Genomic DNA, 20,458 nt, shown 5'->3' on the forward strand with positions numbered 1-20,458 from the left:
ATTCAGGACGTTTTTTTATGCCATAATTACGCGTTTTGAATAACGCTATTTAAATTATCTCCCTAATAAAGACCCTAAAATAGCAAACATAAAAATCAATGCATACAAGACAAACATCGAAATCATCAAAATACCTATAAATTTATAATGCGATTTCAAATATCCGAAAGAAGATGTTAATGCTTCAGAATCATTTTCTCTAAAAGCTCTTTTAGCATTCGATGCAAATCTGAACAAATAATAAACAGGAAAAAAATAAACTGCCGCTATTAATAAATAAAAGAAGCTCATAATTGCTCCAAAAGAACCTGCAAAAACTCCGATTCCTGCCATTGCATTCCCCATAGAAGCAAAAATTGCACCGGCAAAAATTGCAATTACAACAAAAAACCCAACCCCTATAAATCCAAGAATTGACAAAAAGTAAGCCCACTTTGCGGTTTCTTTTAAAAAATCTTTTGCAGTTTGGTCGAGATGCAGCTCGAATTTTTCAAACACTGAGGTTTCTTCCATTATGATTATGTTTTTGGTTAAGAAACAAACATAAGAAAAATAAGTTTTGAAAAAAATCAAATTCTAAATTCCAATTATAACTGAAACCTAAACATCTGCAATGTCACCCTAGGCGAAGTCGAAGAATAAACGCAAAGGGTTTCGACTTCGCTCAGCCTGACAAACACCCACAAAACCTGAAACTTGAAACTTGAAACTTGGAATTCTAGCAAAAAAAAAACCACCACATTTCTGTGATGGTTTTTGAGCCGATAGAGGGACTCGAACCCACGACCTGCTGATTACAAATCAGCTGCTCTAGCCAGCTGAGCTACATCGGCCTTTTTAACGGGTGCAAAGATAAAATTGTTTTTTAAATTTCCAAAAATAATTTCACACCACTCTCTATAATTTAAAAAACCATCACATTTCTGTGATGGTTTTCGTTGAGCCGATAGAGGGACTCGAACCCACGACCTGCTGATTACAAATCAGCTGCTCTAGCCAGCTGAGCTACATCGGCCTCATTACGGGTGCAAATATAAAGCGGTTTTTCGTTTTACCAAAATAAATTTGCCCTTTTTTATACTTTTTTTTGCTTACAATTCGTTGATTTTAGCAATCAATTGATTAGCAACTTGTTCCAATTCTACATTTATTTGCTTGAAGTGTGCTTTTTTATTTTCAACGTTCTTTGCGTTCACTTTTGTGATCAAAGTATCAAATGCAGCGATAGCTTCATCAACTAAAGCATTCGTTTCTGGAGTAGGATTTCCTGTCGTAGACATCTCAAACAAGTAAACTGCCTCAATAATATCTCCTAATACAAAATTGATGTCTTTCTTTAAATTTTTAACGTTTGCCATTTTTATTATAATTTTAATTTGCGTTTGCAAAAGTACACATAATCTTTAGATTAAGTGCTATGAAATGTAAATTTCTAAAATTGAAGCTTTTCCGCTCAAAATAAATGCATTTATCGCAGCGGGAACCAAAACAGTATCTCCTTTTTTATAAATATGCTTAAAGCCATTATATTCAATTTCAAAACTTCCTTCAATACACATGTAAACTGTAAAAGTTTCACCAGATTTAGAAACCTCGATTTTATTATCTAACGGAATAAAATTAGTTGTAAAATAAGGACAATCTACAACTGTATTTGAAACATTTGACTTTGTATCATATTTCTTTTGCGTATCAACTTTATCGTAATTGATAGCATCTAGAGCCAAATCTACGTGAAGTTCTCTTTTATTTCCTTGTGCATCAACTCTGTCAAAATCATACAAACGATACGTTATATCAGATGTCTGCTGAATTTCAGCAACAACCAAACCAGCTCCAATTGCATGAACAGTTCCTGTTTCTAAAAAGAAAACATCTCCAGGTTTTGCTTTTACATCATCTAAAATCGAAACTAGTGTATTATCGTGTAAATGTTTCAAATATTCTTCTTTACTGGAATTTTCTTTAAAACCAACGATAATTCTTGAATCAGAATCGGCCTGCATTACATACCACATTTCTGTTTTACCAAAAGAATTATGACGTTCTTTTGCTAATTTATCATTCGGATGAACCTGAATTGAAAGATCTTCGCGTGCATCTAAATATTTAAAAAGCAACGGAAACTGCTTTCCAAAACGATCATAAACTTTGCTTCCTAAAATTTCATTTGGAGTTTCATTAATAAGCTCCATTAATGATTTCCCTTTCAAGTTACCATTTGAAACCACACTAACATCTCCCTCAACAGTTGATAATTCCCAGCTTTCACCTGTAATTTTAGAAACAATAGGTTTATTTAAAACTGTTTTTAGTTTTTCCCCACCCCAAATTCTTTCTTTTAAAATGGGTTCAAATTGTAATGGATATAATGGTGTAGTCATATTTTTTTCTGGCTAATATTTTAATTGTTTAAATACTTTTTTCTTAATCTATAATACTAATTCTTTAATTGTTTCCAATGCTTTTGGAATATGTTTTGCAGCATTCATACTGTCAAAAATCAAAATGACCACGCCATTTTTATCTACAATATAAGTGACTCTTCCCGGAAGAAGGCCAAATAAATTATTGCGAACACCAAACAGTTGTCTTAATCTTTTATCCTGATCTGAAAGTAAAATAAAAGGCAACTTATGTTTATTTGCAAATTTGTGATGCGATTTTACACTATCACTGCTTATACCAATAACTTCGGCTCCTAAATCCTTAAAATCTTCGTATTGATCGCGGAAACTGCAAGCTTCAGTAGTGCAGCCCGGCGTATTATCTTTTGGGTAAAAATAAATCACGAGTGGCTTTCTTCCTAAAACACTCTGGCTGTCAAAAAGTTCTCCATGACTATCTTTTGCAGTAAAATTCGGAACTATATCTCCTATTTTTAATGACATGTATTATTCTCCTTTATAAGTTACAAAATTGCGGTCCGTTTCATTCAGAACGATTTCCAGGTCGAAATCAGGCTGAATTCTTTTTCTAATTTTATTCCATATCACAACTGCAATGTTTTCAGCAGTTGGATTCAAATCCTGAAATTCCGGGACATCCAGATTCAGGTTTTTGTGATCAAACGGAATTTCAACTTCTTCTAGTATAATATCCGCTAATACTTTCACATCTAAAACAAAACCAGTTTCCGGGTCAATTTTTCCTGTAACACTAACCGTCAAACCATAATTGTGACCATGAAAATTGGGATTATTACATTTTCCAAAAACAGCATTGTTTTTTTCCCATGTCCAATCTTTCCTGTATAATCGATGTGCAGCATTAAAATGTGCTTTTCTTGATATGGTTACTCTCATTTAAGCTTTTGGTTAGTTTTGGTTATAATTTATGGTCTTCAAGATAATGGTCAAATTCATCAAAAATTATCTTAAACCAAACTGTATAAATTTCGGGCTGTTTTTCAATATCAGCTTTAACATCTTCAATACTCATCCATTTCCAGGCTTCAACTTCTTCCAGGTTAATGTTCGGTTCATCATCATAATAGCCAATCATTACATGATCCAACTCATGTTCTGTCAAGCCATTATCAAAAGGCGCTTTATAAATAAAATGAAAAAGCTCTTTTAGTTCGGCTTTAAATCCCATTTCTTCATACAGCCTTCTACTTCCCGCTTCAATGTTACTCTCGCCTTCACGCTGATGACTACAACAAGTATTTGTCCAAAGCAAAGGGGAATGGTATTTATGATGTGCTCTTTGCTGTAACATAATTTCATTTTTATTATTTAAAATAAAAACTGAAAATGCTCGATGCAAAAGCGCTTTTTCATGTGCTTCTAATTTTGGCATCAAGCCAATTTGTTCGTCGTTTTTGTTAACTAATATTACGTTTTCTTCTGTCATATGGCGTATTGAATTAACAAAAATACAAAAAAAGAAATGGCTATAAAATCCTAGAAGACATTGTGAAAAGTTTAACTACTTTCAAATTAAAACAACACACTGATTACCAAACAACTGCACTCTTCACAAAAAGAAAAACCTTTAAAAATAAGACTTAAAAAACTATCAGTATTCTTTTTACGTAAATAATAAAAAGTTAAAACATACTTAAAAATATCTGAATTGTAATCTAGGCGACATTTCGAAACAGAATCTCACCGTATCTTTGAATTTAGATTAAAGCACCAAAATATATGAAATCTAAAAACTTAATTTTCAGCCTGTGTTTTTTAATACCGCTTTTTATTTTTCAGGCCTGCGGTCAAACCACAAAAAAAGAACCTACAAAGATAAGTGCCATGGAAAATAAAATCAGTAAACCTGGAAATCCGTATTATTCAAACACAGATACAACCAAACTAAACATTAGCGATGCCGAATGGAAAAAGGTTTTACCTGAAGATGTTTATGCCGTAATGCGCGAAGCTGACACTGAAAGACCTTTTACTGGAAAATATTGGAATACCGATGAAAAAGGCACTTATTACTGTGCTTCCTGTGGCAACAAACTTTTTAGATCGACTGCTAAATTTTCGAGCAGTTGCGGATGGCCAAGCTTTTTTGAACAAGACAACAAAAAAAGCGTGGTTTATAAAAATGACAATTCATTAGGAATGGAACGAATCGAAGCGCTTTGTGGACGTTGTGGCGGACATCTTGGACATTTATTTGACGATGGCCCCGAACCAACCGGAAAACGCTATTGCATGAATTCGATTGCTCTTGATTTTATTCCTGATAACAAATAATCCAACTATGAAAAATTTACTTTTAATCTGTTTATTTGCTTTATCGCTAAACGGATTTTCACAAAATAAAAAAGCTTCCAACTTAGAAACAATTACGCTTGGCGGAGGCTGTTACTGGTGCGTTGAAGCTGTTTATGAAAATTTGGACGGAGTAAAATCTGTTGTTTCTGGATTTTCGGGTGGAAATGTTCCAAATCCTACGTATGAGGAAGTTTGCACTGGCGAAACTGGTCACGCTGAAGTTGTTCAAATAACATACGACAAAAACGTAACTGATATAAATGAAATCTTCAAAGTCTTTTTTACCGTTCACGATCCAACAACTCTGAACCGACAAGGAGCAGATGTCGGAACGCAATATCGTTCTGTTATTTTTTATAAAAACGAAGAACAGAAAAAAGCCGCACAAAGCATTATTACCGAGTTAAACAAAGCAAAACTATACAGTAATCCGATTGTAACAAAAGTAGAACCTTTTAAAGCATTTTATAAAGCTGAAGATTATCATCAAAACTATTACGCAAACAATAAAAATCAGCCGTACTGTAAAATGGTTATTCAGCCAAAAATAGAAAAGTTCGAGAAAGTCTTTAAAGACAAACTCAAAAAGAAATAACAATAAAAAAAGGGAAATGAATTAATCATTTCCCTTTTTTTATCTAAGCTAGAAAACTAAAATTATTTAGCCACTTTTTTAAATCGCATCATTGGTACATCGCCTTGAATTAAATTTAATTTTCCATCTTTATCAATAGAATAGCTTGTGATTTTTTTCATTTGCTGTAAAAATTGCTGTTCTCCTCCTCCATCACAAAACATTAATGTACTTGGTCCTGGTTCTCCAAAAGTCAACGATTTTCCGCTTAAAGTATAAGGCGCACTATATCCGTTACAACCATTGTTTCCAAAAACTTTTGCTTCTTTTTGATCAAAAGTAATCTGCGGTTTTTTATTCGGATACAAACCTTCAAAAGCGATTCTTGGCCCAGATATATATTCTAATTCCCAAGTTGTACCAAATAAATTCTCTCCGCCTGAAGCGTCTTTTGATGCCTTGCAGGAAGTTAACAATATCATTAAAACTGAAACGGCTGCGAGTGTGTATTTTTTCATAAAAAAATGTGTTTTGAAGATTAAAATTATTTTATAAATTCCTTTCTCAATATTCGTGCCCAGTTACACGATTTATTAAAGTTTAAATTTCCTGACAAACTGCAATTTTCTAATCTCTAAGTTACATCATTTTGTTTAAAACAATATTAATCAAACATTTAAATTACAATTTGTGATTACATTTTTTTTGTAATTTGCAGTTATCAAAAAACTAAAAATCATCAATAAAAAACCATAAAATGAAGCAATTATTTGTATTCTTCGCATTCTTACTTACAATTAGCCAAGTTCATTCGCAGGAAAATCTTCCAACAGATTACCTTTCAAAAGAGTTTCACAAAGGCCGCCGCGAAGCTTTTAGATCCCTAATGCCTGCTAATTCTGTAGCTGTAATTTTTTCCTATCCGGAAAGAGTTTTCTCAAAAGACGTCAATTACAATTACCACGCAAATCCCGATATGTATTACTTATCAGGTTACAAAGAAGCTGATGCTGTTTTATTGATTTTTAAAGAACCACAAGGAGCTGAAAAATACAATGAAGTTCTTTTTGTGAGAGAAAGAAACGTCAATCGTGAAATGTGGACAGGAAGACGTTTAGGTGTTGAAGGCGCCAAATCAAAACTAGGATTTTCAACCGCTTACAACGGAAAAGATTTCAATGCTTTTAAAATTGATTTCCAAAAATTCGACAACATAATTTACGATAAAATCCCAACAGATTTAAATAATGACAACAGCGGATTTGATCTTTTCGGCTTAATTCAGATATTTAAATCCAAAGCTTCAATTACACAAGAAAACAAAGCTTCAACCGATTTATTTACCACAATTACAAATTCATTACGCCAAATAAAAACTCCAGAAGAACTTGATTTAATGCGCAAAACGGTTAAACTTTCCTGCATTGCACACAATGAAGTGATGAAAGCAGTTGGTCCGGACATGAGCGAAAATGAAGCTGAAGGAATTCACGCTTACGTTCACAGAAAATACGGCGCAGAAGGCGAAGGTTATCCGCCAATTGTGGGCGCTGGAGCAAACGGATGTATTTTGCATTATGGCGAAAACAATTCAACAAAAATTGATAACCAATTATTATTAATGGATGTTGGATCAGAATATCACGGTTATTCTGCCGATGTCACAAGAACAATTCCGGCAAACGGAAAATTCACTGAAGAACAAAAAGCCATTTATCAAATTGTTTATGAAGCACAAGAAGAAGTTTTTAAACTTTGCAAAGAAGGAACTCCAATTCAGGATTTAAACAAAAAATCTAGAGAAATAGTTGCAGCCGGATTAATCAAACTAGGAATTATTACCGACCCAAAAGATGTTAGAATATATTATCCCCACGGATGTTCGCACTTTCTTGGTTTAGATGTTCACGATAAAGGAGATTATATGGGCAATTTAAAAGAAAACATGATTCTTACTGTTGAACCAGGAATCTATATTCCGGCAAACAGCAAATGCGATAAAAAGTGGTGGAATATTGGCGTTCGTATCGAAGATGATATTTTGATCAAAAAAGATTCATATGAAAATCTCTCAGCAGAATCTCCAAGAAAATGGCAAGATGTCGAGACTATGGCCAAACAAAAAAGCACATTTAATGAAATGAAATTTCCGAAAATCTAATTTATTTTTTTGCTACAGATTAAAACATTTCCAAAGCCTCATTTAAAAAATTAAATGAGGCTTATTTTTTGAATTTTGACGTACTTTTGTAGTCCTAAAAATTTAAAAAAATGAAAGCACTTACCTTCTCTAAATTCGGAGATTCAGATGTTTTAGAATATATCGAAATTCCTAATCCACAGTTAAAAAGCGATGAAATTTTAGTTGAAATGAAAGCCATCGGACTAAATTTCGCCGATGTTTACAGACGAAAGGGAAATTATCATTTAAAAGGCAATCCGCCTTTCATTGCAGGTTACGAAGGCGCCGGAATCGTTGTCGATGCAAACAATCATCCTGAATATAAAGTTGGCGACCATGTGGCTTTCGCCGATGTTCCTTTCGCAAATGCTGAACTCGTTGCCGTAAACACAAATCACGTTTTGCCTTTGCCTGTAGCCGTTTCTTTTGAAACCGCAGCTTCAGTTTTATTGCAAGGTTTGACCGCGCATTATTTAGCAACGGATAGCCACAAAACTCAAAAAGGCGAAACGGTATTAATTCATGCCGTTGCCGGCGGAGTTGGACAAATTCTGACTCAAATCAGCAAGCTTTTGGGCGCAACAGTTATCGGTTTGACTTCATCTGCAGAAAAAGCAAAAGTTGGTTTTGAACAAGGTGCAAATCATGTTTTTCTTTATAATGACGACTGGAAATCGCAGATTTTTAATATTATTCCAAAAGGTGTCGACGTCGTTTACGACAGTATCGGAAGCACTTTAAAAGAAAGTTTCGAGGTCACAAAAGAATGCGGACAAGTTGTTTTCTTCGGAATGGCAGGTGGCGATCCCGAATTTGTAGACCCAAGAATGTTAATGGATGGCTCAAAAACTTTAACCGGAGGTGATTTATGGAGTTATTTAAATTCTAAAGAAGAAAGAATTAAACGCGCAACGCAATTATTCAATTGGATTACCGAAGGAAAAATCAAACTTTCCGAACCAACTTCTTTTAAATTATCAGAAGGAAAACTAGCACACGATTATCTAGAAAGCAGAAAAAGTACCGGAAAAATTATTTTGATTCCGTAATTTTTTCCGCCACGAATTGCACAAATTTTCACGAATTAATTTTAATCCAAAGAGAAAAAATTAGTAAAAATTTGTGTAATTCATGGCTAAAATATCATAATTGATCTACTTCAATTTTTGTCAATTCGGATAATTCTAAAATTCGATCCAAATCTTCTTTATTGTCTACAAAAAACAAGTAATTATCTCCATTTGTATTGTAACTCATTAATTCTAAACCGCGTTTTTCTAGAGCTGATTGAATATAAGAAAACAAATCTATTAAAATCAGAATATGTAATATAACAATCTTTTCCTATATGAAAAGTGCAAAGCCAATTATTTCAAGGATTCCGCAATCATTAAGGCACATTTTGAATCTAAAAACTAAATTTATTCCTCATCTGAATATTCAAAACTTGTACCCATTTTGTCGAAAGGAATAATTTCATTAAGCAAATTATTCTTTTCATCATTCGTTAATAGTCCTTTTGCTTCTTCATTACCATAAGAAAATGAAATTTCATAATTTATAATTTCGCGATTTAATATATTTTGCAAAATACCCTGCTGCTGATGTGTCAAGTATTTTTTATGAGTTTTAAACATACTTTCAAGGTTATTTTTAAGTTCTTGATCACTAACATCCTCATTATCAAAATATGCCATATCGGTCAAAAACTTTTTAAAAATAAAATCTTGTAAATTTTTTGCTAAATAATCTGCTTCAATTGTATCATGTGAGAGAAAAACTATTGGCATTTCACCATCCTTTTCTTCATTTAAGAAAAAACAATAGTGATCTCCACCATAACTTTGTGCAAAAGGAATAAATTTAAATTCTTTTCTAATCTTACGATAATCTTCGGGATCTCTAAGTTGTTTTATCTCTTCATTAACTCCATCTAGATTAAGCAGTTCAAAGTCATAAGAATATAAAAGCAAAGACGGATTCTCTTTTAATTTTGGATATACTTCAGAAGACCAATTAGACCCGTACTCTCCAACATTAAGCATACCATCTGCTTCTAGTTGTTTGTATAAAAGTGGAAATTCAAATCCATACTTCTTCTCAATATCTTGCAGTTTCATTTTATCTAGATCTAAAAGTTTAAAATATTTTACAAAAATATAAAACTTTTACTACAAAATAAAATTAATTATTTCAGAGCTTCAGCAATCATCAAGGCACATTTTTCTCCATCAATTGCCGCAGAGATAATGCCGCCTGCATAACCTGCACCTTCTCCACAAGGATATAAACCTTTTATTTGCAAATGCTCTAAAGTGATTGGATCTCTCGGAATTCTCACTGGCGATGAAGTTCGGCTTTCTGGTGCATGCAAAATCGCTTCATTGGTTAAATAACCTCGCATTGATTTTCCAAATTCCTTAAACCCTTCGCGTAAAATCTGAGACAAAAATCCAGGAAAAACCTGTCCCATTTCAACCGAAGTTGTTCCGGGAACATAAGAAGTTTTTGGAATATCTGCTGAAACTTTATTTTGTGTAAAATCGATCATTCTTTGCGCCGGAACTTTTTGAGTTTCTCCTGCCAAATGCCATGCTTTTTGTTCAATACTTTTTTGAAACTCCATTCCAGCCAAAGCACCAAATTTTGCAAAAGGTTTAAAATCTTCCAATTTCAACTCTATTACAATTCCCGAATTTGCAGTCGCCTGATCTCGTTTTGATGGTGACCATCCATTGGTAACAACCTCGCCCGGACTTGTAGCACAAGGCGCAATTACACCGCCGGGACACATACAAAACGAATACATTCCACGACCATTAACCTGCTTTACAATCGAATATGGCGCAGGTGGCAAATAATCCCCGCGATAATCACAACTGTATTGAATACTGTCGATTAATTCCTGTGAATGCTCTGCACGAACACCCAAAGCAAAAGGTTTTGCTTCTATGAAAATTTTCTTTTTATCTAATAATTCAAAAATATCTCGCGCCGAATGTCCGGTTGCTAAAATCAATTTGTTAGCCAGAATTTTATCTCCGGTTTGGGTTACGATTCCTTCAACTTCATTATTTTTCACCAAAATATCAGTAACTCTGGTATCAAACAAAACTTGACCACCAAATTCGATGATTTTATTTCGAATATCTTCAATAATTTTTGGCAACTTATTAGTTCCAATATGAGGATGCGCTTCTACCAAAATATCTTCAGAAGCTCCAAAAGCCACTAAAAGTTCTAAAATTCTAGTTACATCGCCACGTTTTTTAGAACGCGTATATAATTTCCCATCAGAATAAGTTCCCGCTCCGCCTTCTCCAAAACAATAATTAGAATCTTCATTAACGATATGTTCTCTGTTAATTGCTTTCAAATCGCGTCGGCGTCCTCGAACATCTTTTCCGCGTTCGATTACAATTGGCTTTAAGCCTAATTCAATTAATTGCAGAGCAGCAAAAAGTCCAGCCGGACCAGCGCCAACAACAATGACTTCCTGAGCAGAAGAAACGTCTTTATATTTTGGAAGTTCAATTTTGGTTTCCTGAAAAGGTTCTCCTTTTAAATATATAACAACTTTCAAATTGATTTTAATCGCTTTTTGGCGTGCATCAATCGAACGTTTTAAAATTGTAATATGCTGCATTTCGTTTGGAGAAACTTTGATTTGTTTGGACAAATAATCTTTAAGCAACACTTCGTTTGCAGCAGTTTCTGGAGTTACCTGAAGTAAAAGTTCTCTTGGCATTGTATCTTATTTATTAGCTTTTCTTTCTATGAAAAGAAGACGCAAAAATAACATTTTAAAATGAGATTATATATTTACTATAAAAATTGCACACAGATTGACACAGCTACAAACTGATTTTACACTTATCATCTTGCCCAAAATCTTTGAAATTAGTTTTTAGCCGCAGATTATACGGATTAAAAAGATTTTTTAAGAACTGTTAGACGCACTGCAGTGCGTCTCTACAAAAAACCTTAGAACCTTAGCATCTCAGAACCTCAGAACCTTTTTTTAAAAATAGACTTTGTACCTTTGCAACTCTGAACCTTTGCACCTATAAAAAAAATGTCTAGAAAAATAAAACTGATATGGGATTTCCGAGGCCCGGCTTCTGCAAAAACTGCCGAACATCATGAAATTCATTTAAAAGAATACATTACTATTGAAAAGCTTCCTTTAAACATTACAGGATTTAAAATCATCGATGATATGTACGCCATCGCTTTTATGGTTGTAACCGACGAAAATATGATTCAGGTAAGAGATGCTCTGAAACCGCATCGTGGGGAAGTTTACAGTGATCAGTAAAAGTCGCAGTCTCAGTTTTCAGTCTCAGTAAAAAACTGCAAACTGTAAACTGAGACTGAAAACTTTTTAATTAGCTACTTCGCTAATAAACTTAATACGCATTAAACGCAATTCATCAATGTCATAATCGCCATCGAATTCTTTTAGTGCATCTTCAATTTTATCCGATTCTGATTCCATGAAGTAATCATGTATTTCTTCCTGCTGATCATCATCCAGCATATCGTCAACCCAATATTTAATATTCAGTTTTGTTCCAGAATATACGATTTGCTCCATTTCTTTTATTAAAGCATCCATTGTCAGACCTTTTGCAGAAGCAATATCGCTTAGAGGTAACTTTCTGTCAATATTCTGAATGATATACAATTTGTTGGCTGAGTTAACTCCAGTTGATTTTACTACCAAATCGTCCGGACGAATAATATCATTATCCTCAACATATCGACTAATTAGTGCTACAAATTCACCTCCATATTTTTTAGCTTTTCCTTCTCCAACCCCATGAATATTATACAATTCAGTCAACGAAATTGGATATTTTAAAGCCATATCTTCAAGTGAAGGATCCTGGAAAACAACAAACGGAGGAACACCTAATTTTTTGGCTACTTTTTTACGAAGTTCGCGAAGCATTCCCATCAAAACTTCATCAGCTGTTCCTGATGATTTTCCTGCCGTTACAATGGCTTCATCATCAGCCTCGCTATATTCATGATCTTCAGACATCATAAACGAAACTGGTTTTTTGATAAAATCCAACCCAGCTTTCGTAATTTTTATAACGCCATAAGTTTCAATATCTTTTGACAAATAACCTGAAACCAAAACTTGTCTAAGCAACGCCATCCAATATTTTTCGTCATGATCTGAACCTGAGCCAAAGAAAGCCTGTGCATCTGTTTTATGTGCTTTAATTACTGCATTTACACGGCCAATTAAAGTAAATACAATTTCTTTTGACTTATAAATATGTTTGGTATCGCGCACAATTTCAAGCAATTTAACCACTTGGTCTTTCGCTTCGACTTTATGTTTAGGATTTCGAACGTTGTCATCCATATCGGCACCTTCACCGGTTTCACTGTCAAATTCTTCTCCGAAATAATGAAGAAGAAACTTTCTGCGTGACATTGAGGTTTCGGCGTAAGCCACAACTTCCTGCAAAAGCGCAAAACCAATTTCCTGTTCAGCAACTGGTTTTCCAGACATGAATTTCTCCAGCTTTTCTACATCTTTATAAGAGTAATAAGCGAGGCAATGTCCTTCTCCACCATCACGTCCGGCACGGCCCGTTTCCTGATAATAGCTTTCTAGCGATTTCGGAATATCATGGTGAATTACAAAACGAACATCCGGCTTATCAATTCCCATCCCGAAAGCAATTGTCGCTACAACAACATCCACATCTTCCATCAAAAACATATCCTGATGTTTGGCACGTGTTTTTGCATCTAAACCTGCATGATACGGAACAGCACTGATTCCGTTGACTTGTAAAACTTCGGCAATCGATTCTACTTTTTTACGGCTTAAGCAGTAAATAATTCCCGATTTGCCTTTATGTTGTTTGATAAATCGAATAATATCCGATTCAATATTTTTCGTTTTTGTGCGAACTTCATAAAATAAGTTCGGTCTGTTGAATGATGCTTTAAAAGTATTGGCATCAGACATATCAAGGTTTTTCAGAATATCTTCCTGAACTTTTGGGGTTGCAGTTGCGGTAAGTCCAATAATAGGCACTTTCCCTAATTGTTTGATTATATTTCTAAGATTCCTGTATTCCGGCCTAAAATCATGTCCCCATTCTGAAATACAGTGCGCTTCGTCAATTGCGACGAAAGAAATTGGCACACTTTGTAAAAAAGCAACATATTCTTCTTTGGTCAAAGATTCGGGTGCAACATATAAAAGCTTCGTCAGTCCTGAACTAATATCCTTTTTAACTTGGGCAATTTCTGTTTTTGTGAGGGAAGAATTGAGCACATGCGCAATTCCATTTTCTGAAGAAAGGCTTCGAATCGCATCAACCTGGTTTTTCATCAAAGCAATTAAAGGAGAAACAACAATTGCTGTTCCGTCCTGAATTAAAGCGGGTAATTGATAACAAAGAGACTTTCCACCGCCCGTAGGCATAATTACAAAAGTATTCTTTTTACCTAAAATACTCGTAACGACTTGCTCCTGCAAGCCCTTAAATTGGCTAAAGCCGAAATACTTCTTTAATTCCTTGTGTATTTCAATTTCGTTTGAATTCATTCTTTATTTTAATGGATATTTTTGTATAAATTTGCAACACATAAAGATACAACTTTCTTTTATACATACAAATTTTAAATATTCTGTTTTGATCACAAAAGAAAATATATTGGCAATCGCCAAAAAAACCATACTATCTGAAAGTGAGGCAATTACAAAATTAATTGATTTTCTTGACGAAAATTTCTACGAAGCGGTACAGCGTATTTATGAATGCAAAGGCCGTTTGATCGTTACAGGAATCGGAAAAAGCGCCATTATTGCGCAAAAAATGGTTGCTACTTTTAACTCTACCGGAACTCCATCAATGTTTTTACATGCTTCAGAAGCCATTCACGGTGACTTAGGAATGATTCAGAATGACGATATTATAATCTGTATTTCAAAAAGTGGAAACAGTCCCGAAATTAAGGTCTTGGTTCCTTTATTAAAACGTTTTGGAAATACTCTAATTGCGATAACAGGAAATATAACTTCATTTCTGGCAAAAGGATCTGATTTTGTTCTCAACACCACTGTTGAAATGGAAGCTTGCCCAATCAATCTTGCGCCAACAAACAGCACTACAGCTCAACTAGTGATGGGAGATGCACTAGCAGTATGTTTAATGGAAATGCGCGATTTTAAACCTGAAGATTTTGCAGTTTATCATCCGGGAGGCGCTTTAGGCAAAAAATTATTGCTTAAGGTAAAAGACATGATTGAGCATTCACTAAAACCAATGGTTACGCCTGAGACCTCAATCAAAAAGGCTATTTTTGAAATTTCAGAAAAAAGATTAGGCGTTACTGCCGTCATTGAGAACGACAAAATTGTTGGAATTATAACGGATGGGGATATCCGAAGAATGCTAAACGACAGAGATTCTATCGCTGATTTGACAGCAAAAGATATTATGTCTAAAAACCCAAAATTAGTTTCATCAGAAACAATGGCTGTTGATGCCTTGAATATTCTAGAAGATTTTTCTATCACACAGCTAATCGTTGCCGACAACGGCGAATATAAAGGAGTATTACATTTACATGACATTTTAAAAGAAGGAATCGTATAATGGCAAAGAAAAACCTAGGCGAGATGTCATTTTTAGATCATCTTGAAGAACTAAGATGGTTATTAGTTAGAAGTACACTTGCAACATGCATTATGGCATTTGTTACTTATTTTATTAGTGATTATTTATTTGATCAAATTATTTTAGGCCCAATTAGACCAACATTCTTTACGTATGTTTGGTTTTGTGACTTATCACATTCATTGGGATTTGCAGACAGCATTTGTATTACGGAGCTGAATTTCATTATTCAAAATACCGAAATGGAAGGTCAGGTAAATATCTTTGTATGGATGTGCCTTCTGGCAGGTTTCATATTGAGTTTTCCTTATATTTTATGGGAAATCTGGAAATTTATCAGTCCGGCGCTATATGAGAAAGAAAGAAAAAATGCGAAACTATTCATCTTCGTTTCATCATTACTTTTCTTTTTAGGCGTATTGTTTGGGTATTTTGTCGTAATCCCGATGTCGGTGAATTTCGTTGCCACTTTCTCGGTGAGTGACATTGTAAAAAACCAATTTACGCTGGAATCATATATGGGAATGGTCAAAACGAGTATTCTCGGGAGTGCGATCTTTTTTGAACTTCCAATTGCTATTTATTTCTTAACCAAGTTAGGATTAGTTACACCAACTTTCTTAAGAAAATACTGGAAATATGCAGTAGTAATTATTTTAATTATCGCTGCAATCGTAACACCACCGGATGTAGTAAGCCAAACAATTGTGGCAATTCCGATGTTGATTATCTATGAGGTGAGTATCCTTATTTCGAAGATTGTTTATAGAAATAAAATGAAAGAAAATGTCTGATATCGTACAAGAATTTAACGACTATCGTTCTAAAATGAACGAAAAATTACTAGCTGACAATAACAAAATTGTAAAGCGAATTTTCAACCTTGACACAAACGCATACGCTCCAGGAGCACTTGACGTAAAAACAAAAGAACTTTTAGGCTTAGTTGCATCAGCAGTTTTGCGTTGTGACGACTGTGTAAAATACCATTTAGAAACCAGCTACAAAGAAGGTATTTCTAAGGAAGAAATGATGGAAGCAATGGGAATCGCAACTCTTGTTGGCGGAACAATTGTAATTCCGCATTTAAGAAGAGCTTACGAATTCTGGGAAGCACTTGAAGAAGCTGGGAAATAATTAGAAAATGTGTCAATTAGATAATTAGATAATTACCTTAAAAATGTAAATATCTGATTTTGAAAACGCAATAATTTGTTAATTCATTTATCTGATTGATTATTTTCCTTTTAATTTGCCTCTTCAAACAAATTTTAAAATTAAAAATTGAGTTAGTTTTTCAATTATCTCATTTTCAAATTATCTAATTATCTAATTAAAAAAATGAAGCTAAGAGCCGATAATTTAATCAAAACATACAAAGGGCGAAGTGTTGTAAAAGGAATTTCTGTTGAAGTAAATCAAGGAGAAATTGTGGGACTTTTGGGTCCGAATGGTGCTGGAAAAACCACTTCTTTCTATATGATTGTTGGATTGGTAAAACCAAATCAAGGGAATATTTATCTCGATGATTTGAATATTACCGATTACCCAATGTACAAGCGTGCACAACAAGGAATTGGTTATTTGGCACAAGAAGCTTCAGTTTTTAGAAAATTAAGTATTGAAGACAATATCTTGAGCGTTTTACAATTAACTAAACTTTCAAAAGAAGCTCAGATTGCTAAAATGGAAAGTTTAATTGAAGAATTCAGTTTAGAACATATTCGTACCAACCGAGGCGATTTACTTTCTGGAGGTGAACGTCGTCGTACCGAGATTGCACGAGCTTTGGCAACAGATCCAAAATTTATTTTATTGGATGAGCCTTTCGCCGGAGTTGACCCGGTCGCTGTTGAGGATATTCAGCGAATTGTAGCACAATTAAAAAATAAAAATATCGGAATTTTGATCACCGATCACAACGTCCAGGAAACTTTAGCAATTACTGATAAAACATACTTAATGTTTGAAGGAGGAATCCTGAAAGCCGGAGTTCCAGAAGAATTGGTAGAAGATGAAATGGTTCGCCGTGTTTATCTTGGACAAAACTTCGAACTTCGTAAAAAGAAACTTGAGTTTTAAAAAATTATATGTGAATGGTAAAAAGTAAAATGCAAATTACTTTTTACCATTTTTTTTTACCGATTATATTTCACAGAAAATTCTCAAATGAAATCAGAAAAACCAACTCAGGAAGATTACGACAATTGGCACAAAGACCCAAGTAATTGGTTTTTAGGCTGTTTTTATTATAATCCAAAAGACAAACGATTAATGCCTCCAAAAAGAATTGAATGGATGGGTTATACTATAAATTTTGCCAATCCATATTCTGTAATGCTTCTATTGCCTTTTGTAATAATTTTAATTTTAGTTCTATCGAAATAGATATAAGTTTTGAAAAAATTATTCTACTGTAATAAACTGTAATTGCTCTAAATCGCCGTTGTAAATATTCACATCTACGCGATGTTCAATTCCCGGTAGAGAAGCTTTTTCTGTAAATTGCCAAAACAGCCAATCATCTTCAATTTTTTCTCTGTAGAAATTGTAATTGGCAATCCAGAATAAATATTCGCCAAATTCTTCTTTTAGAAAATCAGTATAATATCTTTCTCCCGAATAAATTATTGGGCGAACCTGATAATGTTTTTCGACTTTAGTCAACCAACGTTTCAAACCTTTTTTCAAACTATCTAAAGGCTGATTTTTTGGCAATTTTTCAATATCTAACACTGGCGGAAGATCACCTTTCTTCAATTTTACCGTTTTAATAAAAAGATTCGCCTGTTCAATTGAATTTTCATTTGGACGATAATAATGATAAGCGCCACGCATAATTTTATTTTCTTTTGCACCTTCCCAATTTCGTTGAAATTGTCTGTCCACATAATCATTTCCGGCAGTTGCACGTATAAAAACAAACTGGACTGGATATTTTTCATCCAAAATCTCAACTTCTTCCCAATCGACTTTTCCTTGAAATTCAGACACATCAAATCCGACAACTTTTCCTTTGTGATTTTCGAGAACACGAATATTTCGAACATCAGAAAGGTGTTTGTCTACCTCATTTTCATCTAAAACCTTACCTGATCTGAATCCGAGATAATACGCTAATCCGGCTCGATAATGGTAAATTGTGCCAATGAAAAGCACTGCCAAAAAAGCAAACACGATAAAACGGATTAACTTACTGAAAAAAGATCTTCCAGCCGGTTTTCTTGCATAGGTTTTGCGATAAGTTGTTTTTCTTGCCATTCGGATACAACTACTTTTTCAAAAACATATTGTTTATGATTGACAGCAATACATAAAAAGCAATAATAACAGGAATAGCACCAAATTGAAGCAATAAAAGCAAAACGAAAGAAATTGCTAAAAATACAATCTGCAATACATTATCCTTGAAAGTAAATTTTTTAATTTTTAAAGCAAAAAGCGGAATTTCAGCATTTAAAATATAAGCACTGCACAAAGTAATTGCTAATAAAATCCACTCATTGGTTAAAATTTCCAACAGTAAAAGTGATGAACCTGCATAAATATCCAGAACTACTTTCAAACTAATTATAAAGAGCGCATTTGCAGGCGTTGGCAATCCAATAAATGAATCCGTCTGACGTGTATCAATATTAAAATTGGCCAAACGATAACAAGAACCCAAAGTAATTATGAATCCCAAAAGAGGAATAAATTCGTTTGTTCCTAACTGATGACCACTATTAGCAAACATCGTGTACATTACGTAACCTGGCGCAACACCACTGGTAACCATATCTGCCAAAGAATCCAACTGCAGACCAAGCGGACTTGAAACTTTAAATAATCTGGCGAAAAAACCATCAAAAAAATCAAAAAAGATTCCTAGACAAACCATATAAAAAGCCATTTCATATTTGGCTTCAGAAATAAAAACAACGGCTACACAGCCACAGAAAAGGTTTATTAAAGTGATTAAATTAGGAATGTGTTTTTTAATATTCATCTTTGTAAATTTTGATAATGGTAAGGAACAAATTTCGGATAAAATAAAATGACATCGACATGATTTGTATAAATAATTTTCACAATTTGTTACAAATTACTTATACCCAAAAAAAACAAGTCCGTTAAAAATAAAGTTTAAAATTACAACTTTTCGATATTTATCAGAAGGACAGAAATTAGCTGAGTAAAATATTCTATTTTTGGTGAAAATTTAAAACAGGTCTCAGTCTGCAAATAAATAACCGTTGAAAAAACTTTTTACGTTTTTATTATTTTGGAATTTTGCTGCACAGTATGCACAAACCGTTCGGAAATATTCGAACGAGTTTATGAATATTGGTGTTGACGCCGCGGCATTAGGAATGTCGAGCGCCGTTGTTGCTTCAACAAACGATGTCAACGCCGTTTATTGGAATCCAGCAGGTTTGACCAATCTTGAAGATCATCAAATTTCACTAATGCATGCGAATTATTTCGCCAATATTGCACAGTACGATTTTATTGGATACGCAAGTCCGATTGATGACCGAAGTGCCTGGGGAATTTCGATGATTCGTTTTGGTGTTGATGATATCATGGACACTACCCAATTAATAGACAGCGAAGGAAATATAGATTATAACCGAATCAACTTATTTTCGACTGCTGATTATGGTTTTACCTTTTCTTATGCAAGAAAATTGCCTGTAGAAGGTTTTCAATATGGCGTAAATGCAAAAGTGATCCGACGAATTATTGGAAAATTTGCCAATTCGTGGGGATTTGGTTTTGATGTCGGTTTACAATTTGAACGCAACGATTGGAAATTCGGATTGATGCTTCGCGACATTACCACCACTTATAATATTTGGAATATCGACGAAGAAGAATATGCCAAAATCGCCAATGCAATTCCGGGAGAAAACAACGAATTGCCCGAAAGTACAGAAATTACTTTGCCAAAAGCACAATTAGGAGTTTCACGAAAATTTGATTTCCATAATGATTACAGTCTTTTGACTGCTGTAAATTTGAATATGCGATTTGAGCAGACAAACGATATTATTTCTTCAAAAGCCGTAAGTATTGATCCCGCAATTGGTTTTGAATTTGGTTATACTGATCTTGTTTTCTTGAGAGCTGGCGCAGGAAATTTTCAGAATGTAATGCAATTAGACAATACCGAAAAAGTAAATTTCCAGCCTAATATTGGACTTGGTTTCAAATACAAAGGAATTCAGGTTGATTATGCTTTGACCGATTTAGGAAACCAAAGTGCTGCACTTTATTCTAATATTTTTTCATTAAAAGTAGATTTAGGTATCTTTAGATAATATTTACAAAACCATTAAAC

General features: G+C 33.9%; 24 protein-coding genes and 2 tRNA genes. 11 read left to right on the forward strand and 15 right to left on the reverse strand.

The window, feature by feature from the left end; translation table 11 throughout:
- Nucleotides 1–54: 54 nt before the first annotated feature.
- From ACWA1B_RS18265 to idi, 8 genes are all read right to left on the reverse strand, one after another.
- Complete coding sequence (locus ACWA1B_RS18265; RefSeq protein WP_456909381.1) at nt 55–513, reverse strand: hypothetical protein; 459 nt, start codon at nt 511–513, stop codon at nt 55–57.
- A 246-nt stretch (nt 514–759) separates the two neighbouring features.
- Nucleotides 760–833: transfer RNA gene (locus tag ACWA1B_RS18270), tRNA-Thr, on the reverse strand.
- A 108-nt stretch (nt 834–941) separates the two neighbouring features.
- Nucleotides 942–1,015 (reverse strand) — tRNA-Thr (locus ACWA1B_RS18275).
- Between the two features lie 76 nt (nt 1,016–1,091).
- Entirely contained in the window at nt 1,092–1,358 is a 267-nt protein-coding gene (locus ACWA1B_RS18280; RefSeq protein WP_035650232.1) for a hypothetical protein, read from the reverse strand.
- 57 nt (nt 1,359–1,415) lie between these two features.
- Nucleotides 1,416–2,384 carry a type I phosphomannose isomerase catalytic subunit gene (locus ACWA1B_RS18285; protein WP_456909383.1) on the reverse strand — a complete coding sequence of 323 codons (969 nt, stop codon included), beginning with the start codon at nt 2,382–2,384 and terminating at the stop codon, nt 1,416–1,418.
- Between the two features lie 48 nt (nt 2,385–2,432).
- Nucleotides 2,433–2,891, reverse strand: coding sequence for a peroxiredoxin (locus ACWA1B_RS18290; protein ID WP_142451915.1), 459 nt, complete (start codon nt 2,889–2,891; stop codon nt 2,433–2,435).
- Between the two features lie 3 nt (nt 2,892–2,894).
- Nucleotides 2,895–3,305 (reverse strand): 6-carboxytetrahydropterin synthase, encoded by a 411-nt coding sequence (locus ACWA1B_RS18295; RefSeq protein ID WP_456909386.1) that lies wholly within the window; start codon nt 3,303–3,305, stop codon nt 2,895–2,897.
- Nucleotides 3,306–3,327: 22 nt separating this feature from the next.
- Entirely contained in the window at nt 3,328–3,855 is a 528-nt protein-coding gene (gene idi, locus ACWA1B_RS18300) for an isopentenyl-diphosphate Delta-isomerase (RefSeq protein WP_456909388.1), read from the reverse strand.
- 293 nt (nt 3,856–4,148) lie between these two features.
- Between idi and msrB the strand changes: the two genes are divergently transcribed.
- Nucleotides 4,149–4,703: a peptide-methionine (R)-S-oxide reductase MsrB gene (msrB, locus tag ACWA1B_RS18305; RefSeq protein WP_456909390.1), complete on the forward strand. Its 555-nt coding sequence runs from the start codon at nt 4,149–4,151 to the stop codon at nt 4,701–4,703.
- A 7-nt stretch (nt 4,704–4,710) separates the two neighbouring features.
- Entirely contained in the window at nt 4,711–5,319 is a 609-nt protein-coding gene (msrA, locus tag ACWA1B_RS18310; protein WP_456909392.1) for a peptide-methionine (S)-S-oxide reductase MsrA, read from the forward strand.
- Between the two features lie 62 nt (nt 5,320–5,381).
- Here msrA and ACWA1B_RS18315 read toward each other — a convergent pair whose 3' ends face one another.
- The gene (locus ACWA1B_RS18315) at nt 5,382–5,816 is read right to left on the reverse strand and encodes an META domain-containing protein (protein WP_456909394.1); all 435 of its coding nucleotides are present in this window, start codon (nt 5,814–5,816) and stop codon (nt 5,382–5,384) included.
- 239 nt (nt 5,817–6,055) lie between these two features.
- Between ACWA1B_RS18315 and ACWA1B_RS18320 the strand changes: the two genes are divergently transcribed.
- Together ACWA1B_RS18320 and ACWA1B_RS18325 are read left to right on the forward strand one after the other, a co-directional pair.
- Complete coding sequence (locus ACWA1B_RS18320) at nt 6,056–7,459, forward strand: aminopeptidase P N-terminal domain-containing protein (protein WP_456909396.1); 1,404 nt, start codon at nt 6,056–6,058, stop codon at nt 7,457–7,459.
- A gap of 110 nt (nt 7,460–7,569) precedes the next feature.
- Entirely contained in the window at nt 7,570–8,529 is a 960-nt protein-coding gene (locus ACWA1B_RS18325; RefSeq protein WP_456909398.1) for a quinone oxidoreductase family protein, read from the forward strand.
- A 94-nt stretch (nt 8,530–8,623) separates the two neighbouring features.
- Here the strand turns inward: ACWA1B_RS18325 and ACWA1B_RS18330 are convergent, their stop codons facing one another.
- From ACWA1B_RS18330 to ACWA1B_RS18340, 3 genes are all read right to left on the reverse strand, one after another.
- Entirely contained in the window at nt 8,624–8,785 is a 162-nt protein-coding gene (locus ACWA1B_RS18330; protein WP_456909400.1) for a DUF6630 family protein, read from the reverse strand.
- 116 nt (nt 8,786–8,901) lie between these two features.
- Nucleotides 8,902–9,600: an SMI1/KNR4 family protein gene (locus ACWA1B_RS18335; RefSeq protein ID WP_456909402.1), complete on the reverse strand. Its 699-nt coding sequence runs from the start codon at nt 9,598–9,600 to the stop codon at nt 8,902–8,904.
- Nucleotides 9,601–9,668: 68 nt separating this feature from the next.
- On the reverse strand, nt 9,669–11,228 hold the full coding sequence (locus tag ACWA1B_RS18340) for an NAD(P)/FAD-dependent oxidoreductase (protein ID WP_456909404.1): 1,560 nt from the start codon (nt 11,226–11,228) through the stop codon (nt 9,669–9,671).
- Between the two features lie 327 nt (nt 11,229–11,555).
- On the opposite strand from ACWA1B_RS18340, the gene ACWA1B_RS18345 reads away from it, so the two are divergent.
- Nucleotides 11,556–11,798, forward strand: a complete 243-nt coding sequence (locus ACWA1B_RS18345) for a hypothetical protein (protein WP_456909406.1) — start codon at nt 11,556–11,558, stop codon at nt 11,796–11,798.
- Between the two features lie 66 nt (nt 11,799–11,864).
- On the opposite strand, the gene recQ is transcribed toward ACWA1B_RS18345, so the two are convergent.
- Nucleotides 11,865–14,060: a DNA helicase RecQ gene (gene recQ, locus ACWA1B_RS18350; RefSeq protein WP_456909408.1), complete on the reverse strand. Its 2,196-nt coding sequence runs from the start codon at nt 14,058–14,060 to the stop codon at nt 11,865–11,867.
- An 88-nt stretch (nt 14,061–14,148) separates the two neighbouring features.
- On the opposite strand from recQ, the gene ACWA1B_RS18355 reads away from it, so the two are divergent.
- The 5 genes from ACWA1B_RS18355 to ACWA1B_RS18375 all read left to right on the forward strand — a co-directional run bounded on the left by ACWA1B_RS18355 (nt 14,149) and on the right by ACWA1B_RS18375 (nt 17,523).
- A complete protein-coding gene (locus ACWA1B_RS18355; protein WP_456909410.1) occupies nt 14,149–15,114 on the forward strand; it encodes a KpsF/GutQ family sugar-phosphate isomerase in 966 nt (321 codons plus the stop codon).
- On the forward strand, nt 15,114–15,929 hold the full coding sequence (gene tatC, locus ACWA1B_RS18360) for a twin-arginine translocase subunit TatC (RefSeq protein ID WP_456909412.1): 816 nt from the start codon (nt 15,114–15,116) through the stop codon (nt 15,927–15,929). Before ACWA1B_RS18355 ends, tatC begins: the two co-directional genes overlap by 1 nt.
- Entirely contained in the window at nt 15,922–16,272 is a 351-nt protein-coding gene (locus tag ACWA1B_RS18365) for a carboxymuconolactone decarboxylase family protein (RefSeq protein ID WP_035650271.1), read from the forward strand. The genes tatC and ACWA1B_RS18365 overlap by 8 nt, the downstream gene beginning before the upstream one ends.
- 204 nt (nt 16,273–16,476) lie before the next feature.
- On the forward strand, nt 16,477–17,217 hold the full coding sequence (lptB, locus tag ACWA1B_RS18370; RefSeq protein ID WP_012022391.1) for an LPS export ABC transporter ATP-binding protein: 741 nt from the start codon (nt 16,477–16,479) through the stop codon (nt 17,215–17,217).
- Nucleotides 17,218–17,304: 87 nt separating this feature from the next.
- Entirely contained in the window at nt 17,305–17,523 is a 219-nt protein-coding gene (locus ACWA1B_RS18375) for a DUF5808 domain-containing protein (RefSeq protein ID WP_456909415.1), read from the forward strand.
- A gap of 18 nt (nt 17,524–17,541) precedes the next feature.
- Here ACWA1B_RS18375 and ACWA1B_RS18380 read toward each other — a convergent pair whose 3' ends face one another.
- Both ACWA1B_RS18380 and ACWA1B_RS18385 read right to left on the reverse strand, forming a co-directional pair.
- Nucleotides 17,542–18,396 (reverse strand): glycoside hydrolase family 25 protein, encoded by an 855-nt coding sequence (locus ACWA1B_RS18380; protein WP_456909417.1) that lies wholly within the window; start codon nt 18,394–18,396, stop codon nt 17,542–17,544.
- Nucleotides 18,397–18,406: 10 nt separating this feature from the next.
- On the reverse strand, nt 18,407–19,123 hold the full coding sequence (locus ACWA1B_RS18385; protein ID WP_456909419.1) for a CDP-alcohol phosphatidyltransferase family protein: 717 nt from the start codon (nt 19,121–19,123) through the stop codon (nt 18,407–18,409).
- A gap of 247 nt (nt 19,124–19,370) precedes the next feature.
- Between ACWA1B_RS18385 and ACWA1B_RS18390 the strand changes: the two genes are divergently transcribed.
- Entirely contained in the window at nt 19,371–20,438 is a 1,068-nt protein-coding gene (locus ACWA1B_RS18390) for a putative type IX sorting system protein PorV2 (protein ID WP_256380880.1), read from the forward strand.
- Nucleotides 20,439–20,458 lie beyond the last annotated feature (20 nt).

It is taken from the genome of Flavobacterium xizangense (assembly GCF_054075145.1).